17 protein-coding genes and 2 pseudogenes are annotated in these 22831 nt (G+C 57.7%); 1 reads left to right on the top strand and 18 read right to left on the bottom strand.

The features are described 5' to 3' along the window. Positions 1-53 precede the first annotated feature (53 nt). From AAFP32_RS00945 to AAFP32_RS00895, 11 genes and pseudogenes are all read right to left on the bottom strand, one after another. Positions 54-176 (bottom strand): hypothetical protein, encoded by a 123-nt coding sequence (locus tag AAFP32_RS00945; RefSeq protein WP_350270233.1) that lies wholly within the window; start codon positions 174-176, stop codon positions 54-56. Positions 177-229: 53 nt separating this feature from the next. Then, positions 230-688 (bottom strand): annotated as a pseudogene (locus AAFP32_RS00940) (IS3 family transposase); the annotation flags it as partial. A 37-nt stretch (positions 689-725) separates the two neighbouring features. Continuing rightward, on the bottom strand, positions 726-1904 hold the full coding sequence (locus AAFP32_RS00935) for an IS30 family transposase (protein WP_420883396.1): 1179 nt from the start codon (positions 1902-1904) through the stop codon (positions 726-728). 300 nt (positions 1905-2204) lie between these two features. Next, positions 2205-2303 (bottom strand): annotated as a pseudogene (locus AAFP32_RS00930) (hypothetical protein); the annotation flags it as partial. Between the two features lie 471 nt (positions 2304-2774). Then, entirely contained in the window at positions 2775-3086 is a 312-nt protein-coding gene (locus tag AAFP32_RS00925; protein WP_350270232.1) for a transposase, read from the bottom strand. Between the two features lie 620 nt (positions 3087-3706). Then, positions 3707-4090 carry a very short patch repair endonuclease gene (locus AAFP32_RS00920; RefSeq protein ID WP_350271517.1) on the bottom strand — a complete coding sequence of 128 codons (384 nt, stop codon included), beginning with the start codon at positions 4088-4090 and terminating at the stop codon, positions 3707-3709. Positions 4091-4170: 80 nt separating this feature from the next. Further along, on the bottom strand, positions 4171-4944 hold the full coding sequence (locus AAFP32_RS00915) for a hypothetical protein (RefSeq protein ID WP_350270231.1): 774 nt from the start codon (positions 4942-4944) through the stop codon (positions 4171-4173). A 2-nt stretch (positions 4945-4946) separates the two neighbouring features. After that, positions 4947-5537, bottom strand: coding sequence for a hypothetical protein (locus AAFP32_RS00910; protein ID WP_350270230.1), 591 nt, complete (start codon positions 5535-5537; stop codon positions 4947-4949). Between the two features lie 278 nt (positions 5538-5815). Then, complete coding sequence (locus tag AAFP32_RS00905; RefSeq protein ID WP_350270229.1) at positions 5816-7552, bottom strand: hypothetical protein; 1737 nt, start codon at positions 7550-7552, stop codon at positions 5816-5818. Between the two features lie 191 nt (positions 7553-7743). Then, positions 7744-8730 carry a PD-(D/E)XK motif protein gene (locus AAFP32_RS00900; RefSeq protein ID WP_350270228.1) on the bottom strand — a complete coding sequence of 329 codons (987 nt, stop codon included), beginning with the start codon at positions 8728-8730 and terminating at the stop codon, positions 7744-7746. Next, complete coding sequence (locus tag AAFP32_RS00895) at positions 8727-11396, bottom strand: Z1 domain-containing protein (RefSeq protein ID WP_350270227.1); 2670 nt, start codon at positions 11394-11396, stop codon at positions 8727-8729. Before AAFP32_RS00895 ends, AAFP32_RS00900 begins: the two co-directional genes overlap by 4 nt. A 523-nt stretch (positions 11397-11919) precedes the next feature. Between AAFP32_RS00895 and AAFP32_RS00890 the strand changes: the two genes are divergently transcribed. Next, positions 11920-13557, top strand: a complete 1638-nt coding sequence (locus tag AAFP32_RS00890) for a restriction endonuclease FokI C-terminal domain-containing protein (protein WP_350270226.1) — start codon at positions 11920-11922, stop codon at positions 13555-13557. On the opposite strand, the gene AAFP32_RS00885 is transcribed toward AAFP32_RS00890, so the two are convergent. The 7 genes from AAFP32_RS00885 to AAFP32_RS00855 form a co-directional block, all read right to left on the bottom strand. After that, positions 13554-14753 carry a DNA cytosine methyltransferase gene (locus AAFP32_RS00885; RefSeq protein ID WP_350270225.1) on the bottom strand — a complete coding sequence of 400 codons (1200 nt, stop codon included), beginning with the start codon at positions 14751-14753 and terminating at the stop codon, positions 13554-13556. The two genes, AAFP32_RS00890 and AAFP32_RS00885, sit on opposite strands and share 4 nt — an antisense overlap. 832 nt (positions 14754-15585) lie before the next feature. Then, positions 15586-16491: a hypothetical protein gene (locus tag AAFP32_RS00880; RefSeq protein WP_350270224.1), complete on the bottom strand. Its 906-nt coding sequence runs from the start codon at positions 16489-16491 to the stop codon at positions 15586-15588. A 121-nt stretch (positions 16492-16612) separates the two neighbouring features. After that, the gene (locus tag AAFP32_RS00875) at positions 16613-17779 is read right to left on the bottom strand and encodes a CoA transferase (protein ID WP_350270223.1); all 1167 of its coding nucleotides are present in this window, start codon (positions 17777-17779) and stop codon (positions 16613-16615) included. A 9-nt stretch (positions 17780-17788) separates the two neighbouring features. Then, positions 17789-18658, bottom strand: coding sequence for an FAS1-like dehydratase domain-containing protein (locus AAFP32_RS00870; protein ID WP_350270222.1), 870 nt, complete (start codon positions 18656-18658; stop codon positions 17789-17791). 1 nt (position 18659) lies between these two features. Then, positions 18660-19838 (bottom strand): acyl-CoA dehydrogenase family protein, encoded by a 1179-nt coding sequence (locus AAFP32_RS00865; RefSeq protein WP_350270221.1) that lies wholly within the window; start codon positions 19836-19838, stop codon positions 18660-18662. 14 nt (positions 19839-19852) lie between these two features. Further along, positions 19853-21001: an acyl-CoA dehydrogenase family protein gene (locus AAFP32_RS00860; protein WP_350270220.1), complete on the bottom strand. Its 1149-nt coding sequence runs from the start codon at positions 20999-21001 to the stop codon at positions 19853-19855. A gap of 93 nt (positions 21002-21094) precedes the next feature. Then, complete coding sequence (locus AAFP32_RS00855; RefSeq protein ID WP_350270219.1) at positions 21095-22828, bottom strand: FumA C-terminus/TtdB family hydratase beta subunit; 1734 nt, start codon at positions 22826-22828, stop codon at positions 21095-21097. Between the last annotated feature and the right edge of the window lie 3 nt (positions 22829-22831).

Below are 22831 nucleotides of genomic sequence, written 5' to 3'. Positions count from 1 at the left end.
GATGCCCCTGCGCCCATGAGCGGCGCCCGTCAATCATTGCCGCACTCTTAGTCCTACTCTCCGACGTCGTCGTAGGTGCCCTCGGCGTAGAACGACGGGTCAAGACCAGCGGCGGCGACGAGCTCTTCGATGTCGAGGACCAGGCTGCAGTTGGAACAGTCGAAGCAGGCCGACACGACGGTTAAATCGATTAACGGGACTGATGCAAAGAAGGGTGACAGCGTGAGTGTCATGCTGCGAGAGCAGCTGGCTCTATGATTGCTTCGTACTCTACTGGTGTCAATCGACCCAACCGGGCTTGTCGGCGACGTCGGTGATATGTCCGCTCGATCCAGGTCACGATCGCGATTCTCAACTGGTCGCGAGTGACCCACCGGCGACGGTCGAGAACGTTCTTCTGCAACAGGGCGAAGAACGATTCCATGGCCGCGTTATCGCCCGCTGCGCCGACTCGTCCCATCGACCCGATGATGCCGTGACGGGCCAAAGCCCGAGTGAATTTCTTCGATCTGAATTGGCTGCCGCGGTCGCTGTGCGTCACGCATCCGGCCACGTCACCGCGCCTGGTCACAGCCATCTCGAGGGCATCAACGGCCAGGCGCGCCTTCATCCTCGAGCTGATCGAATAGCCGACGATGCGTGACGAGTAGGCGTCCTTGACCGCGCAGAGGTAGAGCTTACCCTCATTCGCTTGGATTCCAGTAGTCGTTGCAACACCAAACTTTCTACTGAGGTTCCAGTAAAGCATGGAGTCGTTCTGCCGGTGTGTCCCAGTTCAAAGTTTTTCGTGGTCGAGCATTGAGTTCTGCAGCCACATCCTCGAGCTCCTCGGGAGCGTGCCGGGACAAGTCGGTGCCTTTGGGAAAGTACTGGCGCAAGAGTCCGTTGGTGTTCTCGTTGCTCCCACGTTGCCAGGGGCTGCCCGGGTCGCAGAAGTAGACGTCCATGTTGGTTGCTGTACGAAACGCGACGTGTCCCGACATCTCCGCGCCCTGGTCCCACGTTAATGATCGCCGCAGAGCCTGTGGGAGCTCACTGACGGTCTTGACGAGACCGTCTCGGACCGTCTCGGCAGTATGATCGGCGTCGAGATGGACAAGGGTGACGAACCGACTGGATCGCTCGACGAGTGTGGCGATCGCGGACCTGGACTTCGTTCCGATGATGAGATCGCCTTCCCAATGTCCTGGTATGGCACGGTCATCGGCCTCAGGTGGTCGGTCAGCGATCGAGACCATCTCATCGACAAACCGTTTCGTCCTGCGTGCTGGATCTCGTCGGGGTTTGCGTACTACCCGTCCGCGACGCATCAGTGCTGCGATCTCACGCTTGAGTCCACCACGGCCCTGAACGTAGATCGACTGGTAGATCGTTTCCGTACACACCCGCATTTGTCTGTCATCGGGGAAGTCCTTGACCAGCCGGTGGCTGATCTGTTCCGGTGACCATTTCTGCTGCAGCTTGGTCTGGACGTAGGCACGTAGCCCACTTTCACCTTCGAGTTTACGCACTCGTGGCCGCGGGCGACGAGACGCCGCCATTCGGTGCGCGGTATATGGAAGATACCCCAACGTGTTGGTGGCATTGCGCGCCAGTTCCCGGCTGATCGTCGAGGGGCTTCGCCTTAACCTCTCTCCGATGGTGCGCATCGATTCTCCACTCTTGGCAAGATCGTGGATTTTCTCTCGTTCAATCAGGCTCAGAAAACGAGAATCGATCGATATTTCGAGGCGCTCGACATCGACGGGAGCACCTCGTGTATAGGCATTGCGCGGATTCTTCACAGTTTTCAGTATCGCCGATTGCCGGTAGCGAATGATCCGACCATCAGGATAGATGCGCCCACCAGTGAACTGCTTAATGTCTTTGTCCCAGTCCTGGGCTGAGCGCTGATCGACACCGATCTGCTTGGCGGCCTTGCCGCGAGGGACGCCAGCGGCTCTAAGAGCTTTGAACTGTGCGCGCTTGGCTCGTGTATCAGTGCCGGTGAAAATACCGGCCTGATGGGCCCATTTGTAACAAGTGACCCTCACGAACCCGAGTTCTTTCGCGACTTGCGCGACATTGCCCGATGCCTTCAACCGTTTGAAGAACTCTGCTTTGTCTTCAGCCGTGTAGGAACGGCTCTTACCTCGCGGCGTCGACACTCCCGCTTCGCGACGCCATCGGTAACACGAATCCACGCTGACACCGAGCTCGGCGGCGACTGCACGGATCGTACCTCCACGATCGAGGAGGCGGAAGAATTCCTCGCGTTCCTTCGCTTTGTACTGGATGTTGTCTTTGCCTCGTGGTCGAGCCACCACACACTCCCATGATCAGGGGTGTTGCAACGATGACTAGAATCCAAGTCGTATGGTGCTCCGAAATGTCGGTCAACCACAGCTGATTCGGTCCATCAGCTCTAAACTCGTGCCTGGTCCGGCCGTTCGCATCGACAACCGCGCACAGATCGTCGTGGACCGGTGGGCCCGGCTTCTTCCCGTTCTTGGCCCGGCCCTTACCGAAGGCGGAGAACCAGTCATTGGCCGAACACAACCGCCACGCAGTGCGTGCCGCCATGGGTTGGCCGGCCGCTTCGGCTTCGTCGGCGAGGTATCGGTACCCGAACTCGGGATCATCGCGGTGGGCATCGAAGAGCGCATTGGCCCGATATGCCTCAACGAGATCGGTATCAGGGACAGGCGCGGCCAGCCACCGGTAGTAGGGCTGGCGGGAGAGCTTCAAGACCCGGCACGACACCGCCACGGGGATCCCGTCGACGGCGAGCTCTCTCACGAGCGGGTAGAGCACAATTGATCAGCAGGGTTCGCCTGTGACAGATAGGCGGCCGCGCGGCGCAGGACCTCGTTCTCCTGCTCAAGCAGACGATTGCGCCGACGCATCTCTCGTAGTTCGGCGGACTCGTCGCTGGTGTTGCCGGGTTTGTTGCCGGCATCGATTTCTGCTTGGCGGATCCATTTGTTCAGGGTGCCTTCGTGGATCCCGAAGTCCTTGGCGATCTGTCCGATCGTCGTCTTCGAGTCCCGGTTCAAAGCGACCTGGATGACGTCGTCGCGGAATTCTTTCGGGTAGGGCTGTGGCATGGTGTCTATCCTTCCAGGCTTGCCTGTAAACAAGCCAGATTAGATGTCACCTAACCCTGCATCAGTCCCTTGCGTGGCCTCGACGAAGTGGCCGCGGTGGAGACATGGACCCACTTCAACCTCGTCAAGGAGGACTATGCCCGGGCGGTAGGGCAGATAGCAGGCGAATAGTCGTCGAGACCTACGTGGTGTGGACATCCACCACTGCAGCGTCGAGAATTTCAGGGCTGAACGACCCGCTCGCTACTAACTTGTCAAGAACGAAGAGCAAAACGGTCAACAACGCCCAGCTCACACCTATTACCACAGCATCGCGTGGAAGAGTCCCTGCCAAATAGGCAAGTACCGAGGTACCAGCACCGACCGCAACCAACCGAATTCTCTCCAGCCACAGTGTGAGTATTTGTCTAACATACAGATCGCAGACCACAGGGTATTGGTTACCTCATGGCTCAGTTCCAAGGAATGCTCACTCGTATTGGTGCACTATGGCACCGGGATTAGTAACCTCTGTCTCGGAGGAGTACATGTTCTCGCATTTTGGGTCGCGACCTATGCGCGTAAGCAATTGGCCTCGAATGAGGCGCAGTCCCCTAACTCACACGTCAGGTCAGCGAAGTTCAGTTTCTGCCAGTTCTGCTTCTCCACGATCGCTCGACTAAGTCCGCGGCAGACTCTGGATCCTCATGTTCCCAGATATGAATGACTGCCCAACCGGCCTCCAACATGATTCGGTCAACTCTTTCATCACGGTCTCTGTTCTTCGTGATCTTCGCCGACCAATAGTTGACATTCGTTTTGGGCGATATGAAATGCTCCGGACACCCATGCCAAAAGCATCCATCGACGAACACAGCGATCTTAGCTTTGGAGAATACGATGTCCGCTCGCGTCCTGACCCCCTTGAAGGGAGCTGAGTCTACGCGGAACCGCAATCCACGAGCGTGCAGAATTGATCGCACGGCAAGTTCAGGCTTTGTGTCCCGCCGCTTGTTCGCTTGCATTGTGCGCCGTGCGTGCTCGGACGACGCCCAAGACTCCTCCATGCAGTTTGCCTCCTAGCTGACGCTGGGCGCAGATCCCTTCACTTTTCTCGATCAATGGATTCGATCGTTTGCCGATGTATCGCGTCTATAACATCTTGTAGATACGAGTCATCGTCCTCAGGTATCTGCACCAACCCTGAAGTCTGCTGAAGCTTACGCATGAAGATTCGAGAATAGTCACGTCGTTCGGATCCGGAATACTTCGATCCTATGATCGCACCGGCAACCGCTTGAGCAATTCGAGGGCGATTGGTGATAAGCCGTTCAATTGTCACACCGTAGTCGTCCTCTGTGAGTTTCCCGCCTTCGGCGATCTCAGGTCCGAATATGAGCCACCTTTTCCAGAGACGCTGAAAGACATGTCGTCTGTCTCCACCGGTAACTCGTTTTTGAAACGACTGTCCTCCGACTGTTGATGCGGTTCCCATCGCCAATCGCTTGGCCGCAAGATCCGGAAGCAGAATCAGCGTCAGGAAATCCCATACATGAGGGTCGCCGAATTCTCCTATCGATTGCCTACCAGCATGAAACAGAGTCCTGCCGATTGCGATGTCAAAGGCTGTAGTACCAGGCAGACCGGAGTAGTTGGAAGACTGATTTAACGAGTCAATGCATGCTTGGCGCAGGCCTCGCAGTTCTGCTTCTCCCATTCGTGCCCCTCCGGTCGGGGGAAAGGCTCGCGGACCGTTCAGCGCGGCATCAAAGGCGACGTCGCTGAATTCAACTCCGCTGTCGAAGCTCAGGACGAACCCGCGTTGAATACGGTGTATCTCTTTGGCATCTACTCGGGGGTAGAGCACATTGCCTTTCATTGTCAGTCCTTCAACAGATTGGTTCCAACAGCAACTTCATAGTCGTGTTTATCCGGCGTAAGTCGATATGATTTGATCGCGGCAGACAGGGACATCTGCAGATATTGTTCAGAAGCCCGCTGTGCCGCGGCTGCGATGGAATCCGGGTATTCAGCGGCGACTTCTTCGAGAGTTTTATCCCGCGCATCTGTCGAAGACAGACGCGCGGCAGATGCAATCAGAACTCGCACAATCGTGGCATCGAGCTCACGGACGACATACAGCTCAGGATTTCCTCCGATCAGCTTGCGAACAGGAGCGAAATCTTCGTTCAGCTCAAGACGAACCGAGTGAGCGAACGGCGCTTCCAACTCGTCAGCGGATACGACAAGCCGCCACGGGGCCTCGGGCATTCCTTCTTTGTCGAAGGAGTAGCTCGAGGTAGGGAATCCATCTAGTTCAGCATCGAGAGGCACCCTCAAGGTCGGCCCTTCCGCGACAATTCGTCTGCGGAGCCAAGGTTGCGAATTGTCCTCGCCGATGAGCTCGGTTCGCACAGTAAGGACCTGGGAAACGACATTTCCGTCTATTCGCAGCTCTGCCTCTGCCGTCATCGAAGATTTCCCAAGTTGAAGTTGAGCGTCTCTAGACACTGAAAAGGCTGTGCTCGGGCAGTTGACAGTCAAAACCAGCTTGGGGTTTCGCACTGCAAGACTGTTCAGCCGATCGGTGCTTGCGCGAACAGAGATTCCGAGAGAGAGCTCCGCATTGGAGTCCCAATCGCCCGAAATCTCAGACTCCGAGGTCTGAGCTCCGTTGAGCCGTATGTTCCAGATTCCCCAGCTGAGGTCGCCTGCCGCCAAGCGAGGATAAGGGAATAGCCGCTGTCTGGTCATGATTCTGCCTCGGCTTTGATCGAAATCTCAATTGCGGCCGGAGTCCGAGTGTCCAATCGCAATTGCACCGCCTTTCCCGAGACCACAACGCATTCTGTGCCGACTTCCAGAAGCCTGCCTCCGGATCGCCAAGTGACGGTCATTTCGTCTTCGTCAAGAGCCAACCGTCCGTCCGACGTGATCGCGAATATCTCAGCTGTGAGGACTACAGGTCGTCCCTCCACGTTGGTAGGAAGTACGTCAATGACCTGGCCTCCTCCGTTCGGCAGCGGTGTCGAATGGACGATTGCAGCTTCGGATTCTCCGCCCCGTCTCGATCCTCCGGACTGCCGCGCTCTCCGTCGCGGCGATTCACGGACCGTGTCATCGTCAGGTGGTAGGCCCAACGGAACAAAACTTCGAAGACCAAGTGCGACTTTCCTGACCGACTGCTCTTGGTCCTTCGATTGCGCCTTGTTTTCGCTCAGGAACGACTTCGTCTTCGCGCGAATCAGCTCCAGCGCACGTCGGACTACATATCGTGATGCCTCGCTGTCCGCGGCATCAGGAGTCCACCTGTCGTGAGTCGGTGGTTCTGAGGCTGAGAAATGTCCATCGCATTCGGGAGTTGGTTTGAAAACCCCATGCCATTGCAGAACCCCGCCCTCTGTCTCAACGACGGGGTTATAGTTCACCACTAACTCAGCTTCGGACCGCATCATACAGATCGCATTTTTCGGCACGTTGCTCTCGCCCTGTGTATCCAATTCTGCGCTTTCGATGAGAAAGAGGTGACCGATCGTATTATCTGTCCGTTTGCCGAACAACTCTTCCTTCTTTGATCGCATCGCCCCTCGAGGGCTCAGGGTGATTGGAAAACTTTGCGATCGCACAGTGCCGATAGGCAGGGGTACTGAGTAGTCTTCTTCCAATTGCCCCTGCAGTCGCCGAATGGAATTGAGACCTGCCGCGAAATGGCCGTATTGAGATAGAGCCAGATCGACTACGGGCTTCTCAGTACGGTTTTCGTAGAGCTCGATGATCATCGGCCGCGACTCTTCACCGGTGGGAACGACTTTCGCCCAGGCGCTATGCGCCACTGCATCCGAAACCTGCTGGATGAGTACCTCCGAGTGTTCGTCAGTGCGAACTGGCACGCGTGCATCAAGGTCGTCTTCGATTCCGACGGTAATTACCGGATCAAGTATAAGAATTGATGTCCCTGTTTCCGGCTCACCTTCCTCGGTATCGCCGAAATGCGTTCGAAATATCTCTTCGCCCATTGCTGCCGCGGCTTCTCCGCGGAGCGGGACGATGTCATCGTCGTCTGGGTCACCCCACCAGTGTGCGCCTGTGAATCTTGCATTGCCTTCCTCATACTCGTCATGCAAGGCACATGCGATGAGTCGATGCTCGACTTCATCATTCTGTGTGAGACAGCGTGACCAGTAGACGACGCTGTGCGCATTCGAAACTTCAAAGCTTGCAGTCTTGCCGAATCCGAATGTCCCTCCGGACCGCCCCGATGATTTTGTCGAACCGATGTCAAAGACGAACGAGTTGAAGTTGTTCTTTTCGCCATCTTGCGCGACTTCGGACGCACGAAATGGTCCGTTCAGTCCTACCGTGCCACGATCGAAGATCTCGATCGCGTGGACGTCAGGAGACCGAAGACAGTCGGTAAGCTCAGAAAGCGAATCAGGAAGGTCGGTGAAGACGTTCTCACGGAGAACCTGTTTGACCTCATGGTCCATCCGATAGACCCTCACTCCGTAAGCAGGAGTCCAGTCGTCATCTCGGGCATCCCATGAGTTCTGGAGGGTCTCCCTCACGAGAAGCTCCAACCGTGAAAGCGCACTGGTCGGCCGAAGCAGCTTACCGCGGCCTCCGCTCGTCTGGTCCCCAGCGCCTCTTGGCTTTGAATACCGCCTAAGTGCAGAGAGCGTCATATCGTCTTCGTCTCCTCTGGGGAAAGTCGATTGAAATCGAAGACAGTTGACGACTCCCCCAGCGACCCGAGATTCAGCGAATAGGAAAGTGAGGAAACTGCGTCAGCCACTTGCTCGTGCAACGCTGACCGGTTCAGCACCGGGGAAAGTTGATCTATTTCCCAATATCGCCATGACAGCAAATTGAATGTGAACTGATCGGCTCCAGGCATACCTTCGACATATCCGGCATCGCGTAGCTTTTCAGTCAGAATTTTATGATCTGTGCCCAACTGTCTAAGCCGTTCGACCACGTGTTCGATCGAGTCGGTCCCGTGTCGTTGGACTTCGGCTACTGCCAGTGTCAATGATCCGGTAGCGGGCGGTTCTAACTGACGTAGCCCGTGGACCGTAACAGCAGACCGGTCTTGGAAAGCGGAAGTTTTCACTTCGATTCGCGCGGAATCACCTATGAAATCTTGAATATCCTGAGCAGTCCGTTGCCACAATCCTATCGCCGAGGGGCCGAGCTTCTCGATGGTGCCTTCGAGGAAGCGAAGCTCACCGTAGATGCCTGCTGCGGCTGCCTCGGATAGCTCTGTCATTGCGACGTGGAGCAGACGACGCCAGTCTGAAGCGGCTGAATTGACTACATCAATCACTTCCGCTTCTCCGTCGAGCGCTGAGCGCACTTCATCAATGAACACGAAGAAGACCTCATCTAATCGTGGTTCATGGCATACGACTTTCAAAGCTCGAGAGCGGCTGCCTGCCGCCTCGTCGCGGATATCAACGCTCTGCACGCTGATCACCTGACTGACTGAGAAGCTGATGTCGCGCTCGCTGTCCGTGGAGAAATAGGCGGCCGCAAACTCCCCCTCCTGATACCCAAGCCAGGTGCGTCGCGCACCATTCGAATCTGCAACTAACACCGACGCTTCGCCGACCACTAACGCTGATCCGTCGCGAATCGCGGCGTGGAAGACCTCTTTAGTTGAACTCATGCGTCGCCTTGAAAGTCTCGTTCTGTATCTTCCACAAGAGGTTCGTCAATATCTTCGGCGTCATCGAAGACAGGACGCACCGCGATAGTACTGCCTTTGGTTTTGAGACGATTATCAGAATCGAATGGCGCGACGACAGCCATGCCGATCAGTGGGGGAAGTCCCGGAGCCACAAGCGACGGGTGAATGACTCTCAACGCAGAGTCCATCGACATTCTGCCTTCCGAAGTTGCAGTCGACAACCGACTGATCGGATACAGAATGAGCAGCCCGCGGCCATTTCCACCGTCCCTGTGCTTTCGCCAGTTGTATTGAGCTTCATTATTCAGCTGCGAAAGTGTCTTATTGAGCGGCAATTTGTTTTGAAGGCGCAGATCGAGGATGACATCCTTCCCAGACATCAACGCCCGGATATTGATCGATTCTGATTCCCGCAGCTCCTCCAAATCTCTCTCGATCGGCGAACGTCGGATCGACCCGACCTTTGTGCCCGCAACGTTCAGTCCGTCAGCGCCCTTACCCTCACTTGGCACGACGACATTCCACCGCTTTTCGGGTAGCTTCTCGCTCGACCATTTGATTGCATCGAAGAAGACACCCTGGTTGTTCTCGTGGACCTCAAACTCCGTGAAGAATGTTTCGAGTTCCTCGAGAGGAACGTCTTCAAACAGCGTCGGCACCGCCGATGACCGGAATGGTTGAAGACGTTGCAGAAGTGTTTCAGTCGATTGCACGTTCTTGAGTGCTTGCTCACGTCTTGAGAAGTCGAACTGTGTGGTCTGCAACCTGAAGCCTTCGAAATCGACTTCTGCTTCCAACGCGTGCTTCTGTTTGGCTGAGCTCGTCACCTGCAGACGCCCCGGATGCAACCGCACGCGCACTCCGATGTCCGCCGGGGTCATCCCCGCCTGCGTCATGCGAGCGATCTCGCTCCGCAGATCAGACTCGACTGTTGCCAAGAACTGGTAGTCCTTATCGAGGCGCGGGCTTACCCAGATGCGCTGGAGGTCTTCATAGCCGTTTCGATATCCGAACCAACGCCCCATCTGAAGCAAGGTGTCATAGGTGTTGGACGTCCGTGTGAAGTAAGAGACGAAAAGGCCTTCCAACGTCAATCCCCGTGACAATGTGCTGCCGCCGATCACGATCACAGTCTGCGGTTCATGCGAATACGAAAGTCGTTCGCTGTCATCTTCACGACCGTTGTCGACAACCGTACGCAAGTAGCGCAGCACATTCGGAATCTCATCGCTGATTCGAGGCCAGGTCGGAGCCAACCCGTCGCCGTCATAGAGAGATGCGGCTCTATTGATCTCAACTTCGAACACCTCTTTGAACCGTTCCACGTCACCGTTGAGCGAAGCCCTGCGAAGTGGTTCGAGATATTCTTCAATGGCGTCTCGAGTGGCGAAATGAGGTTCTGTCCGCGGAGTAGTATGGATCAGCATTGTTGAGTGCTTCTTCTGCTGTCCTCGAATGCGGCGGACTGCGCATGCAACTATGAACCACCGTATCGCCTCTCCAAGAGATTTGGTGACGCGCGGCTGGAAGCCCTCAACCTTGTTTCCGCTCGGCACCAGCTCTCGGACCTCTTCTTTGGTGATCGCCCGAATCACATCCGGAAGCTCGACGTCACGTTCTTCATCTGCGACATCCTGAAGACCGAAGATTCTCTCTGCGCCGAAATAGTTCGCAGGAGTCGGCATTACGTGGATGAAATCCCGCGGATAGAGCTCGGGCAATGCACCCTTCGGGACGTTCGGGTCCATAAAGACGTTGGCAAACGGAGTAGCTGTGTACCCTGCATATGTACCGTTTCGGACTTCAGCCCAAATCTGCCGCATTAGAAGGTTGATGGCGGTCGGTTCGTCACCGACTTTCGCCGACGCATCGGGAGTCGCTTGATCTGATTCATCGTCGATGATGAGGAAAGGTGTGTCGCGCTTGGTGGCCGAGTCCAAGCTTCGAAGGAACCCCAGTACCTTCTTGAGCCGATGACTGTTCTTCTTCACAACGGCGAGGATTCGACCGTGGTTAGCCACGATAGAGCTCGCATTTCCCGTGTGCGCATCACCGAAGTCACCTTCAGAGTCCGTGAGCCGATACCATGCTTGACGATTTTCCAGCACTCCAAGGTCCGTGTCGAGCCTCACCTGCGTCTGTCGGCGCAGATTGTTGTGCACGCCCGACAGCACAAGCACAAACTTATAACCGCTGTCCAGGGCTTTCGCAATGACTGCCGAATAGTTTGCCGTCTTTCCAGACTGGACATTTCCGATCACAAGCCCGAGCCTGTTGTCATCATCGACTCGGGGCTCAGCCAGTGAAGCGACTATCTCCTCGGTTGACCGGTCGATCGAGTCAAGCGCTCCGGACAGCCCACCATTCGCCATCCGTTCGCGAAGAGCGCCCCAAACGCCGTCCGTTGCCACGCCGGAATACCATCCCAGTTCTCGAAGGTCCTTCTTCCTTGCCGTGCCGATCTCGGTCAGTTTTGTCCGTGTCAGAACCTGCTGTTCATGCTCACGCTCCAATTCGTGGAGAGCTTCGTCGATACCAGGAAGAGCCTCGAGCGATACTTTTGTCTTCTTAAGCGCGTCTTCACGCGACATCATCTGAAGAAACCTGTTGAAGACGATTTCGACCGGCGAGGACTCTTGACTCATTAACACTCCTAGGGGCACGACTTCTCTGAGAATCACAGGTCGATGCCCACAGCATCTTGATTCGACGAATGCGATTTTCTGGTATTTTCTCTTACCGTATCGTGAACCACAGACATTGTTGATGTCTCAAGAGACGAAGTCAGACTGTTTCCACTTGGAGTGACGCATGCGGCAGCCCTCCGATCGAATCGAATGACGATTTCAAGGAACCGCTTCTGCTCGATTCCCGGTATCGCTCGATTGTCAGAAGGACCCGCTTAGCTCGGCATGCGACTTGCCGATGATTGATCATCGAGTGAAGTGCGCACATGGTGGCTTCAACTTTGACCATTGAGCGTGAGGTGCCGAGGTAGCACTAGCTGCAATTAAGAATCCTGCCGTGCCGGTGCCCCGAACCTTTGCATCCTCGCAATTGGCGTTCCCTGACGTTGCGTCACTCCCTTCCGCGCTGTCTAACCACTACTATTTGCGTTTTTGCCGAGTTGCGATTTCGCCAACGCACTTTGTCCGGCAGTATGTACATATGACGGCAACGAAGGCGAATCGAAATACCTGGTGGATGTCTCGACCCAAACGGAGCCTGGCTCCGGCTCCGGGCACCTTGCGTACATTAGTCGATTCTGTCGCAGGCGATTCCTGGCGCGATGAAAATCAAACTACTCAGCGAGCGTTCGAACACGGCCTTGAAGACAACGAACTCAAGGCCAGTCGCAGTAAGCGAGATCCCAATGGAGGTGGTCCCCGCACCTACTTGGCATGGCTCCGATCGCTCGGCCTGCTTTGGATAGGTAACGAGCACAAGCTATATCTGACCTTGGCCGGAGAGGCAATCGTCAAGGGCGATGAACGTCTGATGGAAATCATGTCGAGACAGGTGCTGCACTACCAGTTCCCTTCCTATTTCACGTCTGGCAGCGGGGCGTCATCAGTCAGTCAGCGCTTCCAAGTCCGCCCATTCGTCTTCCTATTGCAGTTGCTTCTCGACCCGCGCCTCGATGGCTATCTGACACAGAAAGATGATGTGGCCAAGATTGTGCTGTGCTTCGGAGAAGACAACACCCAGCAATGCGTTGATGACGTAGTTGAGCGAATTCTCGCGATGCGCGATCGAGGAAATTCCTCACTGCCTGACGACTATCTCGAGAGATTCCAATCAAATCGCTCCAAAGAAGAGACGCTCGATAAACTCTTCAAGAATCTCAACCACATCGCAAACACAGCCGGCAACTGGCTATCGCACACCCAGCTGGTTCACCGAGAACACGGCGGACCCTGGACTATTGCCGACGGCGCTGAGGCGGCTGCTCGCGAAGCTGTCGATACGATGCTTGCCAAGCCCCTCATCTCCGACTGGAATAACCAGGAGCGCTTCCAACGCAAGTACGGCCTGACTCCTGGCAGGAAGAAGGATCTTCGCGACGTTGAAGCTGTCCAGAATATCGGCCCCGAAGCTGTTCAGGAACAAGAAATCATCCGAGAATATACAACTTATTCCACAACTAATATTGTTACTGAAATTACCGATGATCTCGTGATATCCATCGCCTCCAAAGTTGCAGCCGAGGCCAAAGTTGTGCGGAAGGTGCTTCTGAGTCGTTTCAAGTCGGGTTATGGCGGGTTCCTCATGCGCTATACCGAGCTCGCTCAAGATTCAAGGAAGTCCGCCACAAAGTTCGAAAAGGCTACAGCTGAGATCTTTGATAAAGTCTTCGGCTTCCAGGCTAAGCACATAGGTGCCCAAGCGCTACGGCCAGATGTCGTGATCCACTCTAGGAGCGACGGGTACGGGGCAATCCTAGACACCAAGGCATACGGAAAGGCCTATACTCTCGCGCACGACCAACGCGGCGTGATGCGCAACTACATTGACGACTATTCCGATTACCAGCTCGACGAAGGATCACTTGCCTTCTTCGCCTACGTTGTCGGTACGGTCGGCCCGAACATGGACGCGCAGATCGCTGAAGTTTCACGGAGGTCCGACAATGTCCCAGGATCGGCTGTCACTGCCCACGACCTCGTGCTCATGGTCAAGCGGCACTTAGGAGAAAAGCCCTATTCCCACAAGGAGATCCGCGAACTGTTCTCCCGCAACCGCGTAGTTGAGGTCGCAGGCAATGAGCACTCGCTGGATGAGCTTGTAGCGGCAGCTTCTTCCTAATCAATCACGGGGAACGAAGATGAAATTGACTCGTAATCCTCGCCCGCAAAGGTCTTCAAGATCGCTTCGAAGATAATTTGGGCGCCGCGGACCGGAACTGCCATCCCTACCTGCTTGCGAACCGACTCCTTGCTACCTTCGAAAACGAAGTCGTCTGGAAAGGTCTGCAACCTAGCGCGTTCGCGGTTTGTGAGAGCTCGGGGCTCCGTCCAGTGGTAAACATGGGTGCCGCCACCTCCAGAACCGGTAATGGTGTAGGAGGGCTTTTTCGAATCCAGACGCTTGTAGATCTGAGATATCTTCGTGGCCGTCTTAATCTGCAATCTTTCGGGTAGGTCCGCCGTAAAGGCTGACTTACCTTCCCCAATCAATTTGAGGCGCTCGACTACGGTGGCTGACTGACGTGTCCGTTCCTGATTGGTAGCCCACTCCGGAATTGGTGGCTTTGTCAAAGCAGTCTTGGAGCTCACGTCTGCCATTTCATACGCCGCCGGGCTCGGTACTTTGAAGTCAACGCTGAGGTCTTCACGTATACCGACAATTATGATCCGGTGCCGCGCCTGTGGCACGCCGTATCGCTCGAATTTGTATAGATGAGGAACCAATTTATACCCTGCGCCCCGCATTTCCACGAGGATCTGCTGTAACGCCTTCCCACCAGCATTCGATGTAAGACCGCCGACGTTTTCTGCCAGAAAGAAGGCCGGTTGGAACATCTCCAGTGCCCTCACCCCGTAGGAATACAGGGGCCCGTAGGTTCCTTCAAAACCCTTTCGTTCGCCTACAACTGAGAAGTCATTGCAAGGGAATCCAAAAGCCAACCCATCGATGCCACCAAGCCTCGCGAGCCGGCCATAATCCAATTCTCGGATGTCGTCGTGGATCACTGCTTCTGATTCGGCGTCACCCATGACATTGCGCGCGTAGGTTCGGCATGTGTCCGAGTCAAAGTCATTAGCCCACTGATGCTCAATCTTGTATTTCGGGTCATCGATTGCGGCCTTCGCGGCACCCACACCAATTCCTCCAGGTCCGGAGAACAACTCTCCCAGACGGAAGACTGTTCGTTTCATATCTTCGGCGGTGCGTGCGGCAGGGACCTTTGCAGTCGCCGGCGCAGTAGATGCCGCATGCTCAGCGGCCTCTTGTGCGAGCCGAACTGCCCGCTCCTCAGGATCAACTTGTGTATCGGTCATTTTGTCCATCTTCAGATCTTCCGCTGCACTCACGCCGCGCGTAATACGCGAGCCTTATTTTCTACTACAGATTCCAAATTGTTTCAGAATCCCTCACCGATGCATCAACATCTTTGCCTGTCCCGTCAAACACAGAGCAACTCTTCGCTCTCTAATCACCTCGCTACGAGGCTATGGTTTTCCGCGCCGTATGCTGCTCCATACCTGGAAGTGTGCCTTGGGGCTCCGAGAGACAACTTCGTATGACCCGTATAACCAGACAAGCACCTGCAAATGTTCCCAACCAGCCGTCCAATTCATCCCGTCGTCACGAGCAGTCATTGATGGTTCATTCGGTATCGCACGTGCGACATCCTGTAGCCTATCTGCTCCCACTGACTCCGGCCGGTCGCATCGACCGATTGGTATGTCCGCCAAGGACAAATGGCAGTCTGTTGGTGGCCCCAACCGCTCTCTTAGATTGAGAAAGTGTATGTGGATCCTTCCGAGTACAAGATCACCAGGTGCCAATGGGTCCGTACGACCGTCTCAATCCTGCATTTGCGCAATGTGGTCAAATTGGCAGTTTGTGACTCCACCCAGCCCCGTTGCCGACACCGAGAATTGCGTCCCAGGTGGTACGGCTCCTTCACAGCGCTGTCAGAAGCAACCGATTGATTCCTGGGCTTGGGAATCAATAAGATAGGGGCCGCGCGATCATTCCCAAGGGGCTGATGCAGGGATTGGAGACACCTGATCTGTCTTGTTTGCAAGTAAATCTGGAAACATTTTCACTCAGTCCTGCATTAGTACCGACGTGTCAATATTGCGCGTCATCATTGCGACTCTGATCTCACCCAATCTCGGGCGCTCGTTTCTGGCCGGCCGCCCACTGTTCGAGGTGCGCCGGACAGTAGACATCGAAGTGCCCAGTTTCTGACGAGCCATGAGCCGACCGAATAACGTGCAAGATGCCAGCGTCATACCGAGATGGTCTTCCGCAGGACGTGCACGGCGCGATCGCCCGATCATCGACCTTCTCAAACGGTATCGGTACTCCGAACGGTGCATCGTTTCGATTGTCCTCTTTTTCCTCGGATCTCACCGAGATGAAAGCCTTCTCTCGTTCAAGTCGCCAGACTCTTATTGCCTCAGACTCAAGCTCGCCGTAAGAGACTGGTGTATAACCGTTCTGGTCCAGCCAGCGAAGTCCAACACCAGCCAGGTTGCTTGAAGCCAGTGAGTACCGCGGAACGACGAAGTACTTCCACACGCTGATGTCCAAGGGATCAAAGGCAGCTGGATCGGTCTGATCGTTCAAACACATCACGTAGATGTCAGCGTTGTAGCCGGGCTCCCCGGGATATGCGCCCAGATCTTCGTTGAGAACTTTGCCCTTCAGCCCAGAGAATGACGGCGTGGAGAGCTTTCGCTGTCGCCATGACTGAAGGTGGGCCGAGCTCTTCACCTCTATTCGTACAGATTCCGAAGAAGAGGGATGCCACAGCAGATCGAAAGGATCCCATTCGACCCGGTTGGATTCGATGCCGAGCGCCCGCCCAACTAAAAACTCGGCGAGATAGCCTCGCGTGTTGTTCATTTGGAGGTCCTGCATGGCAAAGCGCCAGAAGTCGGCAACTGTCGCCCCACCCGTTCCTTCGAGCTGTTCGTCGCCCGTTAGACGAGGACGCGTAGTCGGATCGGGCCGGATGATCCAACCAGCAGAATCACGTGCGAGTTCTTCCGAAGACTTCGTCATGCCCAGCTTCTCTCAAATCGTGCGTAAGCGTCTTTACACTCACCTAACCACATAGAGTGCTGTCTGCCGCCGACTGCATTTGGCTCAGCCACGCACGACGACCGATTTCAGCCCGGCAACCTCATCGGTCCTCGAGCCCAAGCACCTCCGCCAACACACTCTCCGTATCCCCGCCCAACTGCGGAGCCGGAACGGCCGCCCCAACAGGCGACCCCGAGAACGTCAACGGCACCCGCGGAGCAATCACAGTCCCAACCCCCGGCTGGTCGATTTCCCCGAACAGCGGGTTCTCCAATGAGCACCACGGGTCGTTAGTCACGAGTTCCTCAAATGTCTGGAACTCCCCCTGCAGGACACCTGCCCCGCTCAATGCCTCTGCAGCCTCGGCGGCCGTGTGCGCAGCGAACCACGGACGCACCACAGCGTCGATGGCCTCGCGAGCCTCGAAGCGCCCACCTTCAGTCGACAGATCGACATCCAACATCGGCCCGATCATCTCGAGTTTCTCACTCAGCCCCGTCGCTGTACCCAGTCCTCGCCAGTGCTTGTTCGAGATGACGGCAACCATGATCTCGCGCCCATCAGAGGTCTTGAACGACTGACCGTAGGCACCATAGAGCCCATTGCCCAACGGTCCACGCGTCTTACCCGTCGACTGCACCTCGGCGATATAGCCGAGGTTGCCCACGGTTGCGAGCATCGCATCGGACAGGGCCAAGTTGATCTCCTGGCCCTTGCCCGAGGTCCGGCGATCGAGCTCAGCAGCGGTGATGCCATTGGCGATGTAGAGGCCCGCCGCGACATCCCACGCCGGCAGCGCATTGTTGACGGGACGCTCATCATCACCGGTGATGATCGGGAACCCACTGGCCGCGTTGATCGTGTAGTCCACGGCTGGCTTCCCATCGTGGGAGCCGTTGAGCCGCAGCATCACGAGGTCCTCGCGATGTTGCACAAGGTTCTCATACGAGAGCCAGCCGCGAGCGGGCAGGTTCGTGACCAGAGTGCCCGCCTCGGCGATGAGGTCGGTCGCGATCTTCTGGCCCTCTTCTGACTTGAGGTCGAGGGTGACTGAGCGTTTTCCCTTATTCAGGCTGGCCCAGTAGATGCTCGTGCCGTCATCGCTGATCGGCCACCGGTTCGCGTCGATGTTGCCGCCGATGGGGTCGATGCGGATGACATCTGCGCCCAGTTGAGCCAGGGTCATCGCACCCAGAGGTGCTGCGACGAAGGCGGAGATCTCGACGACTTTCAGTCCGGTCAGTGGTGCCGGTCGTGTCTCAGACATGTGTTCTCCTCAGCTTTCCGTGGTCGTCACCGTTGCCGCGATCGCGGTCTTGCCGTCAGGTGCGATGGCTTCGAGTTCATGGGTGTTCGCCCCGGTGCTGCGACCGATGAGGTGGATCTGCTCGTTCGCAAACAGGGGCGACTTCGCGCGGAAGTCGTAGGTGGCGACGGTTGCCTCGGGGTGGTTCTTGATGAACGCGTCGAGTAGCAGCGTCGCGGTCAGCGGACCGTGGGTGACGAGTCCCGGGTAGCCTTCGACGCCTGTCACGTATGGGTGGTCGTAGTGGATGCGGTGGGAGTTGAACGTCAGCGCTGAGTAGCGGAAGAGCGTGACCTCGTTGGGTCGCACCGAGCGCACCCAGTCCCAGCCCACGGGTGCGCGTGAGTCCGCCCGGGCTGGTGCCGCCGCGGATCCCTCGGGCGCCGAGGTGGCTTCCCGATAGACGATCGTGTGCCGGTCCGTTGTCGCCAGGTTTCCATCGGCGGAGACCTCATGGCGCAACACAACGAAGCAGAGTCGGCCGCTGCCGCCAGCCTTCTCGGTGATCGATTCGATGGTCGTCGTGCGCGACAGCTTCTGTCCAGCAACGATGGGACCGTGGAACTCGAGCTTGCTGCCGGCCCACATACGCCTAGGCAGGTCGACCCGTGGCAGCGCAGCGCCGAGCTTCGCATGCCCGTCTGTTCCGAGCTCGCTCATCGGCACATCGTCTTCGGCGAACTGCAGCCAGTGCCCAACGGGGAACAAGCGCTGCGGTTCGGAGCCGTCCTGCGGACCCTGCTCGAGCAGTGTGGCCAGCCGGGCAGCATTGACGCCGTCGGCAATGTCTTCATCGGTGCTGGATCGTCCGACCCAGTCCTGCAAGTTAGTCTCGGTCATCTCAACGCCCTAACAGCTCGTCAGAAATGATGCGCATCTGGATCTCTGACGATCCTTCGAAGATCTTCGTCAACCGGGCATCGCGCCAATGACGCTCCACCGCGAAGTCCTTCGTATACCCGGCACCACCATGGATCTGGACCGCCTCCGACGTGACCTTCTCCGCCATCTCAGCAGCCAGGTATTTGACCATCGCGGCTTCCTTGTCACAGCGGGCACCCGAATCGATCTGCGTGCACACGTGATACATCAACGCCCGGCTAGCCTCGATCTGGGCGGCCATGTCAGCGACCTTGAACCGCAGATGCTGGAAATCAGCCAACGGGTGACCGAACTGGACCCGCTGCTTGAGATACGCGATCGAGTCCTCCAGTGCTGCCTGCGCCAAACCGATCGAACGAGCCGCCGTGTGAGCACGCCCCACCTCGAGACCCGACACGGCCTGGTAAAAGCCACGGTCTTCCTCACCCAGCAGGGCGTCGGCCGGCAGGTGGAAGTCGTCGAAGTTCAGGTCCCAGGTCTTCCACCCGAAGTACCCGATCTTCTTCACCGCAGTACCGGACATGCCCTCGGGGAACTCACCACGCTTCTTCTCCACGAGGAATGCCGAGATCCCACGGTGACGCTTTTCCTCATCGGTCGAGGTGCGGGCGAAGAGGATGATGTAGTCGGCCTGATCAGCGAACGTGCACCACATCTTCGTGCCGTTGATGACCCAACCACCATCATCGGCACGGGTGGCTTTACAACGAATGTTTGCCACATCCGACCCAGCCTCGGCCTCGGAGAGGGCAAAGGCGCCGAGGTATTCACCGGTCGCGACCTTCGGCAGCAGACGAGCTTCCTGTTCGGGTGAGAATCCACCGCCCATCCCATTGCCGCGAGCCAACAGGCCACCAACGGACATCCAGGCTCTGGAGAGCTCTTCGGCAACGAGGCAGTACTCGAAGACGCCGAGCCCGAGGCCCCCGTATTCTTCGGGGATGAGAATCCCGAAGAACCCCATGTCCGCCATCTGCTTGATGAACCACTCCGGGAACTGACCCTCCACGGGGTCGAGTTCATTGGCGAGCGGCAGGACAACATCGCGGGCGAACTCTCGAGCCAGCTGCTGGATCTCCAGCCGGTCCTCGGTCATGAAGTGCGGAGTATTCGGCCTAGGCCTGGGCTTATGCGTCATAGTGAGACTCCTTCTCAGGCCTTGTTGCGGCCGATGAGCTGCTTGGCGATGACGCCGAGCTGGATTTCGTTGGTGCCCTCGCCGACGATCATCAGCGGAGCATCACGGTAGTAGCGTTCGACGTCGTACTCGGTGGAGTATCCGTAACCGCCATGGACACGGATAGCGTCAAGGGCCACCTCGGCGGCCATCTCTGAGGCGTAGTACTTGGCCATGCCGGCCTCCATGTCCACGCGATCACCGGAGTCATAGGTGCGAGCGGTGTGGAGGACGAGCTGACGGGCGGCCTCGAGCTTCGTGGCCATCTTCGCGAGCTGGTTGCCCACCGCCTGGTGCTTCCAGATGGGCTTGCCCATAGACTCGCGTTCCTGGGAGTACTTCACCGCGTCATTGAGGGCAGCCTGGGCCACGCCGAGTGAGCGGGAGGCCACCTGGATGCGGCCGATCTCCAGGCCCTTCATCATCTGCTTGAAGCCCACGCCCTCCTTCTCACCGAGCAGCTGGGACTGCGGCTGGCGCAGGTTCTCGAACACGAGCTCGCAGGTCTCGACACCCTTGTAGCCGAGCTTCGAGAGGTTCTTCGACACGGTGAAGCCCTCGGCCTTTTCGACGAGGATGATCGAGATGCCCTTGTGGCGAGGTTCGGCCGTGGGGTCGGTCTTGACGAGCAGGGCGATGAGGTCGGACTTGCGGGCGTTGGTGATCCAGGTCTTCGACCCGTTGATGACGTAGTCCTCGCCGTCCTTGGTCGCGACCGTGCGCAGGGCCTGCAGGTCGGAGCCGCCGCCGGGTTCGGTCAGGGCCATGGTCGCGCGCAGTTCACCGGTGGCCATGCGCGGCAGGTACTTGTCCTTCTGCTCGGCCGTGCCGTATTCGGCGATGAGCTTGGCTACGACGGTGTGCCCGCCCATGGCCCCGGCCAGGGACATCCACCCGCGGGCCAGTTCCTGCGTGATGAGCGCGTAGGCCTCGGTCGAGACCTTGCCCGGGCCCCAGGGTTCGTCGATCGCGAGACCGTAGATGCCCATGTCCTTCATGGTCTGGATCCACTTCTCCGGGTATTCGTCGGCGTGTTCGACCCGGTTGACGTGGGGTTTGACGTCGTGGTCGATGAACTCGGCGACCGTGTCGATCATCATCTGCTCTTCAGTGCTGACTGCCATGTCGAATTCCTTATCCTCTGATGCTGAAAATTCTTCTCAATGCCTCGCCGAGGTGGCCCGGCGTGGCCGTGTCCGTGGTGGCCCGTGCCTGGTTCAGTCCAGGCGGGCGCCGTCCTTGGCTGTGCGTGTGCGTCCGAGTCCGATTGTGGTGTCGGGTCCGGTGGTGTCGAAGAAGTCGTGGCCTTTGTCGTCGGTGATGATGAAGGCCGGGAAGTCCTCGACCTTGATCCGCCAGACGGCCTCCATGCCGAGGTCTTCCATGTCGAGGACTTCGACGGAGGTGATGCAGTCCTGGGCCAGACGTGCTGCGGGTCCGCCGATGGAGCCGAGGTAGAAGCCGCCGAATTCCGCGCAGGAGTCCTTGACCTGCTTGGAGCGGTTGCCCTTGGCGAGCATGATCATCGATCCGCCGGCTTCCTGGAACTGCCGCACGTAGGTGTCCATCCGTGAGGCAGTGGTCGGCCCGAACGATCCCGAGGGCATCCCTTCGGGCGTCTTCGCCGGTCCCGCGTAGTAGATCGGGTGGTCTTTGAAGTAGTCGGGAAGTTCGCCGCCCTCATTGAGACGCTGTCGCAGCTTGGCGTGGACGATGTCGCGGGCCACGATCACCGTGCCGGTCAGCGAGAGCCGGTCGCCGACTACGAGCCCACTCAGCTGGGACTGGAGTTCGGGCATGGGTCGGTCGAGGTCCACCTCGGTGACGTTGCCGGATTCGATCTCCTCGACCCGGCCCATGGAGGGCAGGAACCGTGCGGGATCGTGCTCGAGCTCTTCGATGAAGACGCCGTCTGAGTTGATGCGGGCGATGATCTGCCGATCGGCCGAGCAGCTCACGGCGATCGCGATCGGCAGTGACCCGTTGTGGCGGGGTAGCCTGACGACGCGCACGTCGTGGCAGAAGTACTTGCCGCCGAACTGGGCGCCGAATCCGAGCGTCTGGGTCAGTTTGAACACGGTGTCTTCGAAGCCCGTGTCGCGGAACCCGTGGCCCAGTGTCGCGTCACCGGTGGTGGGCAGGTCGTCGAGGTAGTGGGCGCTGGCGAGCTTCGCGGTCTTGAGTGTGAACTCCGCCGAGGGTCCGCCGATGACGACTGCGAGGTGGTAGGGCGGGCAGGCCGCGGTGCCCAGGGTGGAGATCTTCTCGGCGAGGAAGTCGAGCATCGAGTCCTCGTTGAGCACGGCCTTCGTCTCCTGGTAGAGGAAGGATTTGTTCGCACTTCCCCCGCCCTTGGCCATGAACAGCAGTTCGTAGTCATCGGCCGGGCTCAAGCCGACTTCGATCTGGGCGGGCAGGTTCGTTCCGGTGTTCTTCTCTTCGAAGAGGCTGACCGGGGCGAGCTGGGAGTAGCGGAGGTTGAGTTCCTCATAGGCCCGGTGGATGCCGGCCGAGAGATGTTTGGCGTCATCACCGTCGGTGAGCACATTGGGTCCGCGTTTGGCGGAGACAATCGCGGTGCCGGTGTCCTGGCACATGGGCAGGATCTCTCCGGCCGAGACCGAGGCGTTCTGCAACAAGTCGAGGGCGACGAAGACGTCGTTGGCGCTGGCTTCCGGATCGTCGATGATCGCGCGCAGACTGGCCAGGTGATCGGTGCGCAGGTAGTGGGAGACCTCTTTGAACGCGACCTCGGCGAGGTCGGTCAGCGTCGAGGGTGCCACCTGCAGGAATGACCTGGACTGTCCGGCCACCTCGGCGTGGACCGTTTCGACTCCGTCGATGTCGAGTTGCCGCATGGCCGGGCCATCACCGTGCGTGGGCAGCAGCGGTGTATAGGCGACGGTGGAAGTTGCGGGCGCGGACGTTGCGGGTGCGGATAGATCGGCCATGGT

The organism is Brevibacterium sp. CBA3109 (genome assembly GCF_040256645.1).
Lineage (GTDB): Bacteria > Actinomycetota > Actinomycetes > Actinomycetales > Brevibacteriaceae > Brevibacterium > Brevibacterium koreense.
This window is presented reverse-complemented; position numbering and strand designations above follow the sequence as displayed.

Bases quoted from the DNA above. Each gene is read 5' to 3' on its own strand.
- AAFP32_RS00925 (WP_350270232.1), bottom strand. From the start codon at position 3,086: ATGCCACAGCCCTACCCGAAAGAATTCCGCGACGACGTCATCCAGGTC.
- AAFP32_RS00920 (WP_350271517.1), bottom strand. From the start codon at position 4,090: ATGCAAGCGAACAAGCGGCGGGACACAAAGCCTGAACTTGCCGTGCGA.
- AAFP32_RS00915 (WP_350270231.1), bottom strand. From the start codon at position 4,944: ATGAAAGGCAATGTGCTCTACCCCCGAGTAGATGCCAAAGAGATACAC.
- AAFP32_RS00910 (WP_350270230.1), bottom strand. From the start codon at position 5,537: ATGACGGCAGAGGCAGAGCTGCGAATAGACGGAAATGTCGTTTCCCAG.
- AAFP32_RS00905 (WP_350270229.1), bottom strand. From the start codon at position 7,552: ATGGACCATGAGGTCAAACAGGTTCTCCGTGAGAACGTCTTCACCGAC.
- AAFP32_RS00900 (WP_350270228.1), bottom strand. From the start codon at position 8,730: ATGAGTTCAACTAAAGAGGTCTTCCACGCCGCGATTCGCGACGGATCA.
- AAFP32_RS00895 (WP_350270227.1), bottom strand. From the start codon at position 11,396: ATGAGTCAAGAGTCCTCGCCGGTCGAAATCGTCTTCAACAGGTTTCTT.
- AAFP32_RS00890 (WP_350270226.1), top strand. From the start codon at position 11,920: ATGACGGCAACGAAGGCGAATCGAAATACCTGGTGGATGTCTCGACCC.
- AAFP32_RS00885 (WP_350270225.1), bottom strand. From the start codon at position 14,753: ATGACCGATACACAAGTTGATCCTGAGGAGCGGGCAGTTCGGCTCGCA.
- AAFP32_RS00880 (WP_350270224.1), bottom strand. From the start codon at position 16,491: ATGACGAAGTCTTCGGAAGAACTCGCACGTGATTCTGCTGGTTGGATC.
- AAFP32_RS00875 (WP_350270223.1), bottom strand. From the start codon at position 17,779: ATGTCTGAGACACGACCGGCACCACTGACCGGACTGAAAGTCGTCGAG.
- AAFP32_RS00870 (WP_350270222.1), bottom strand. From the start codon at position 18,658: ATGACCGAGACTAACTTGCAGGACTGGGTCGGACGATCCAGCACCGAT.
- AAFP32_RS00865 (WP_350270221.1), bottom strand. From the start codon at position 19,838: ATGACGCATAAGCCCAGGCCTAGGCCGAATACTCCGCACTTCATGACC.
- AAFP32_RS00860 (WP_350270220.1), bottom strand. From the start codon at position 21,001: ATGGCAGTCAGCACTGAAGAGCAGATGATGATCGACACGGTCGCCGAG.
- AAFP32_RS00855 (WP_350270219.1), bottom strand. From the start codon at position 22,828: ATGGCCGATCTATCCGCACCCGCAACGTCCGCGCCCGCAACTTCCACC.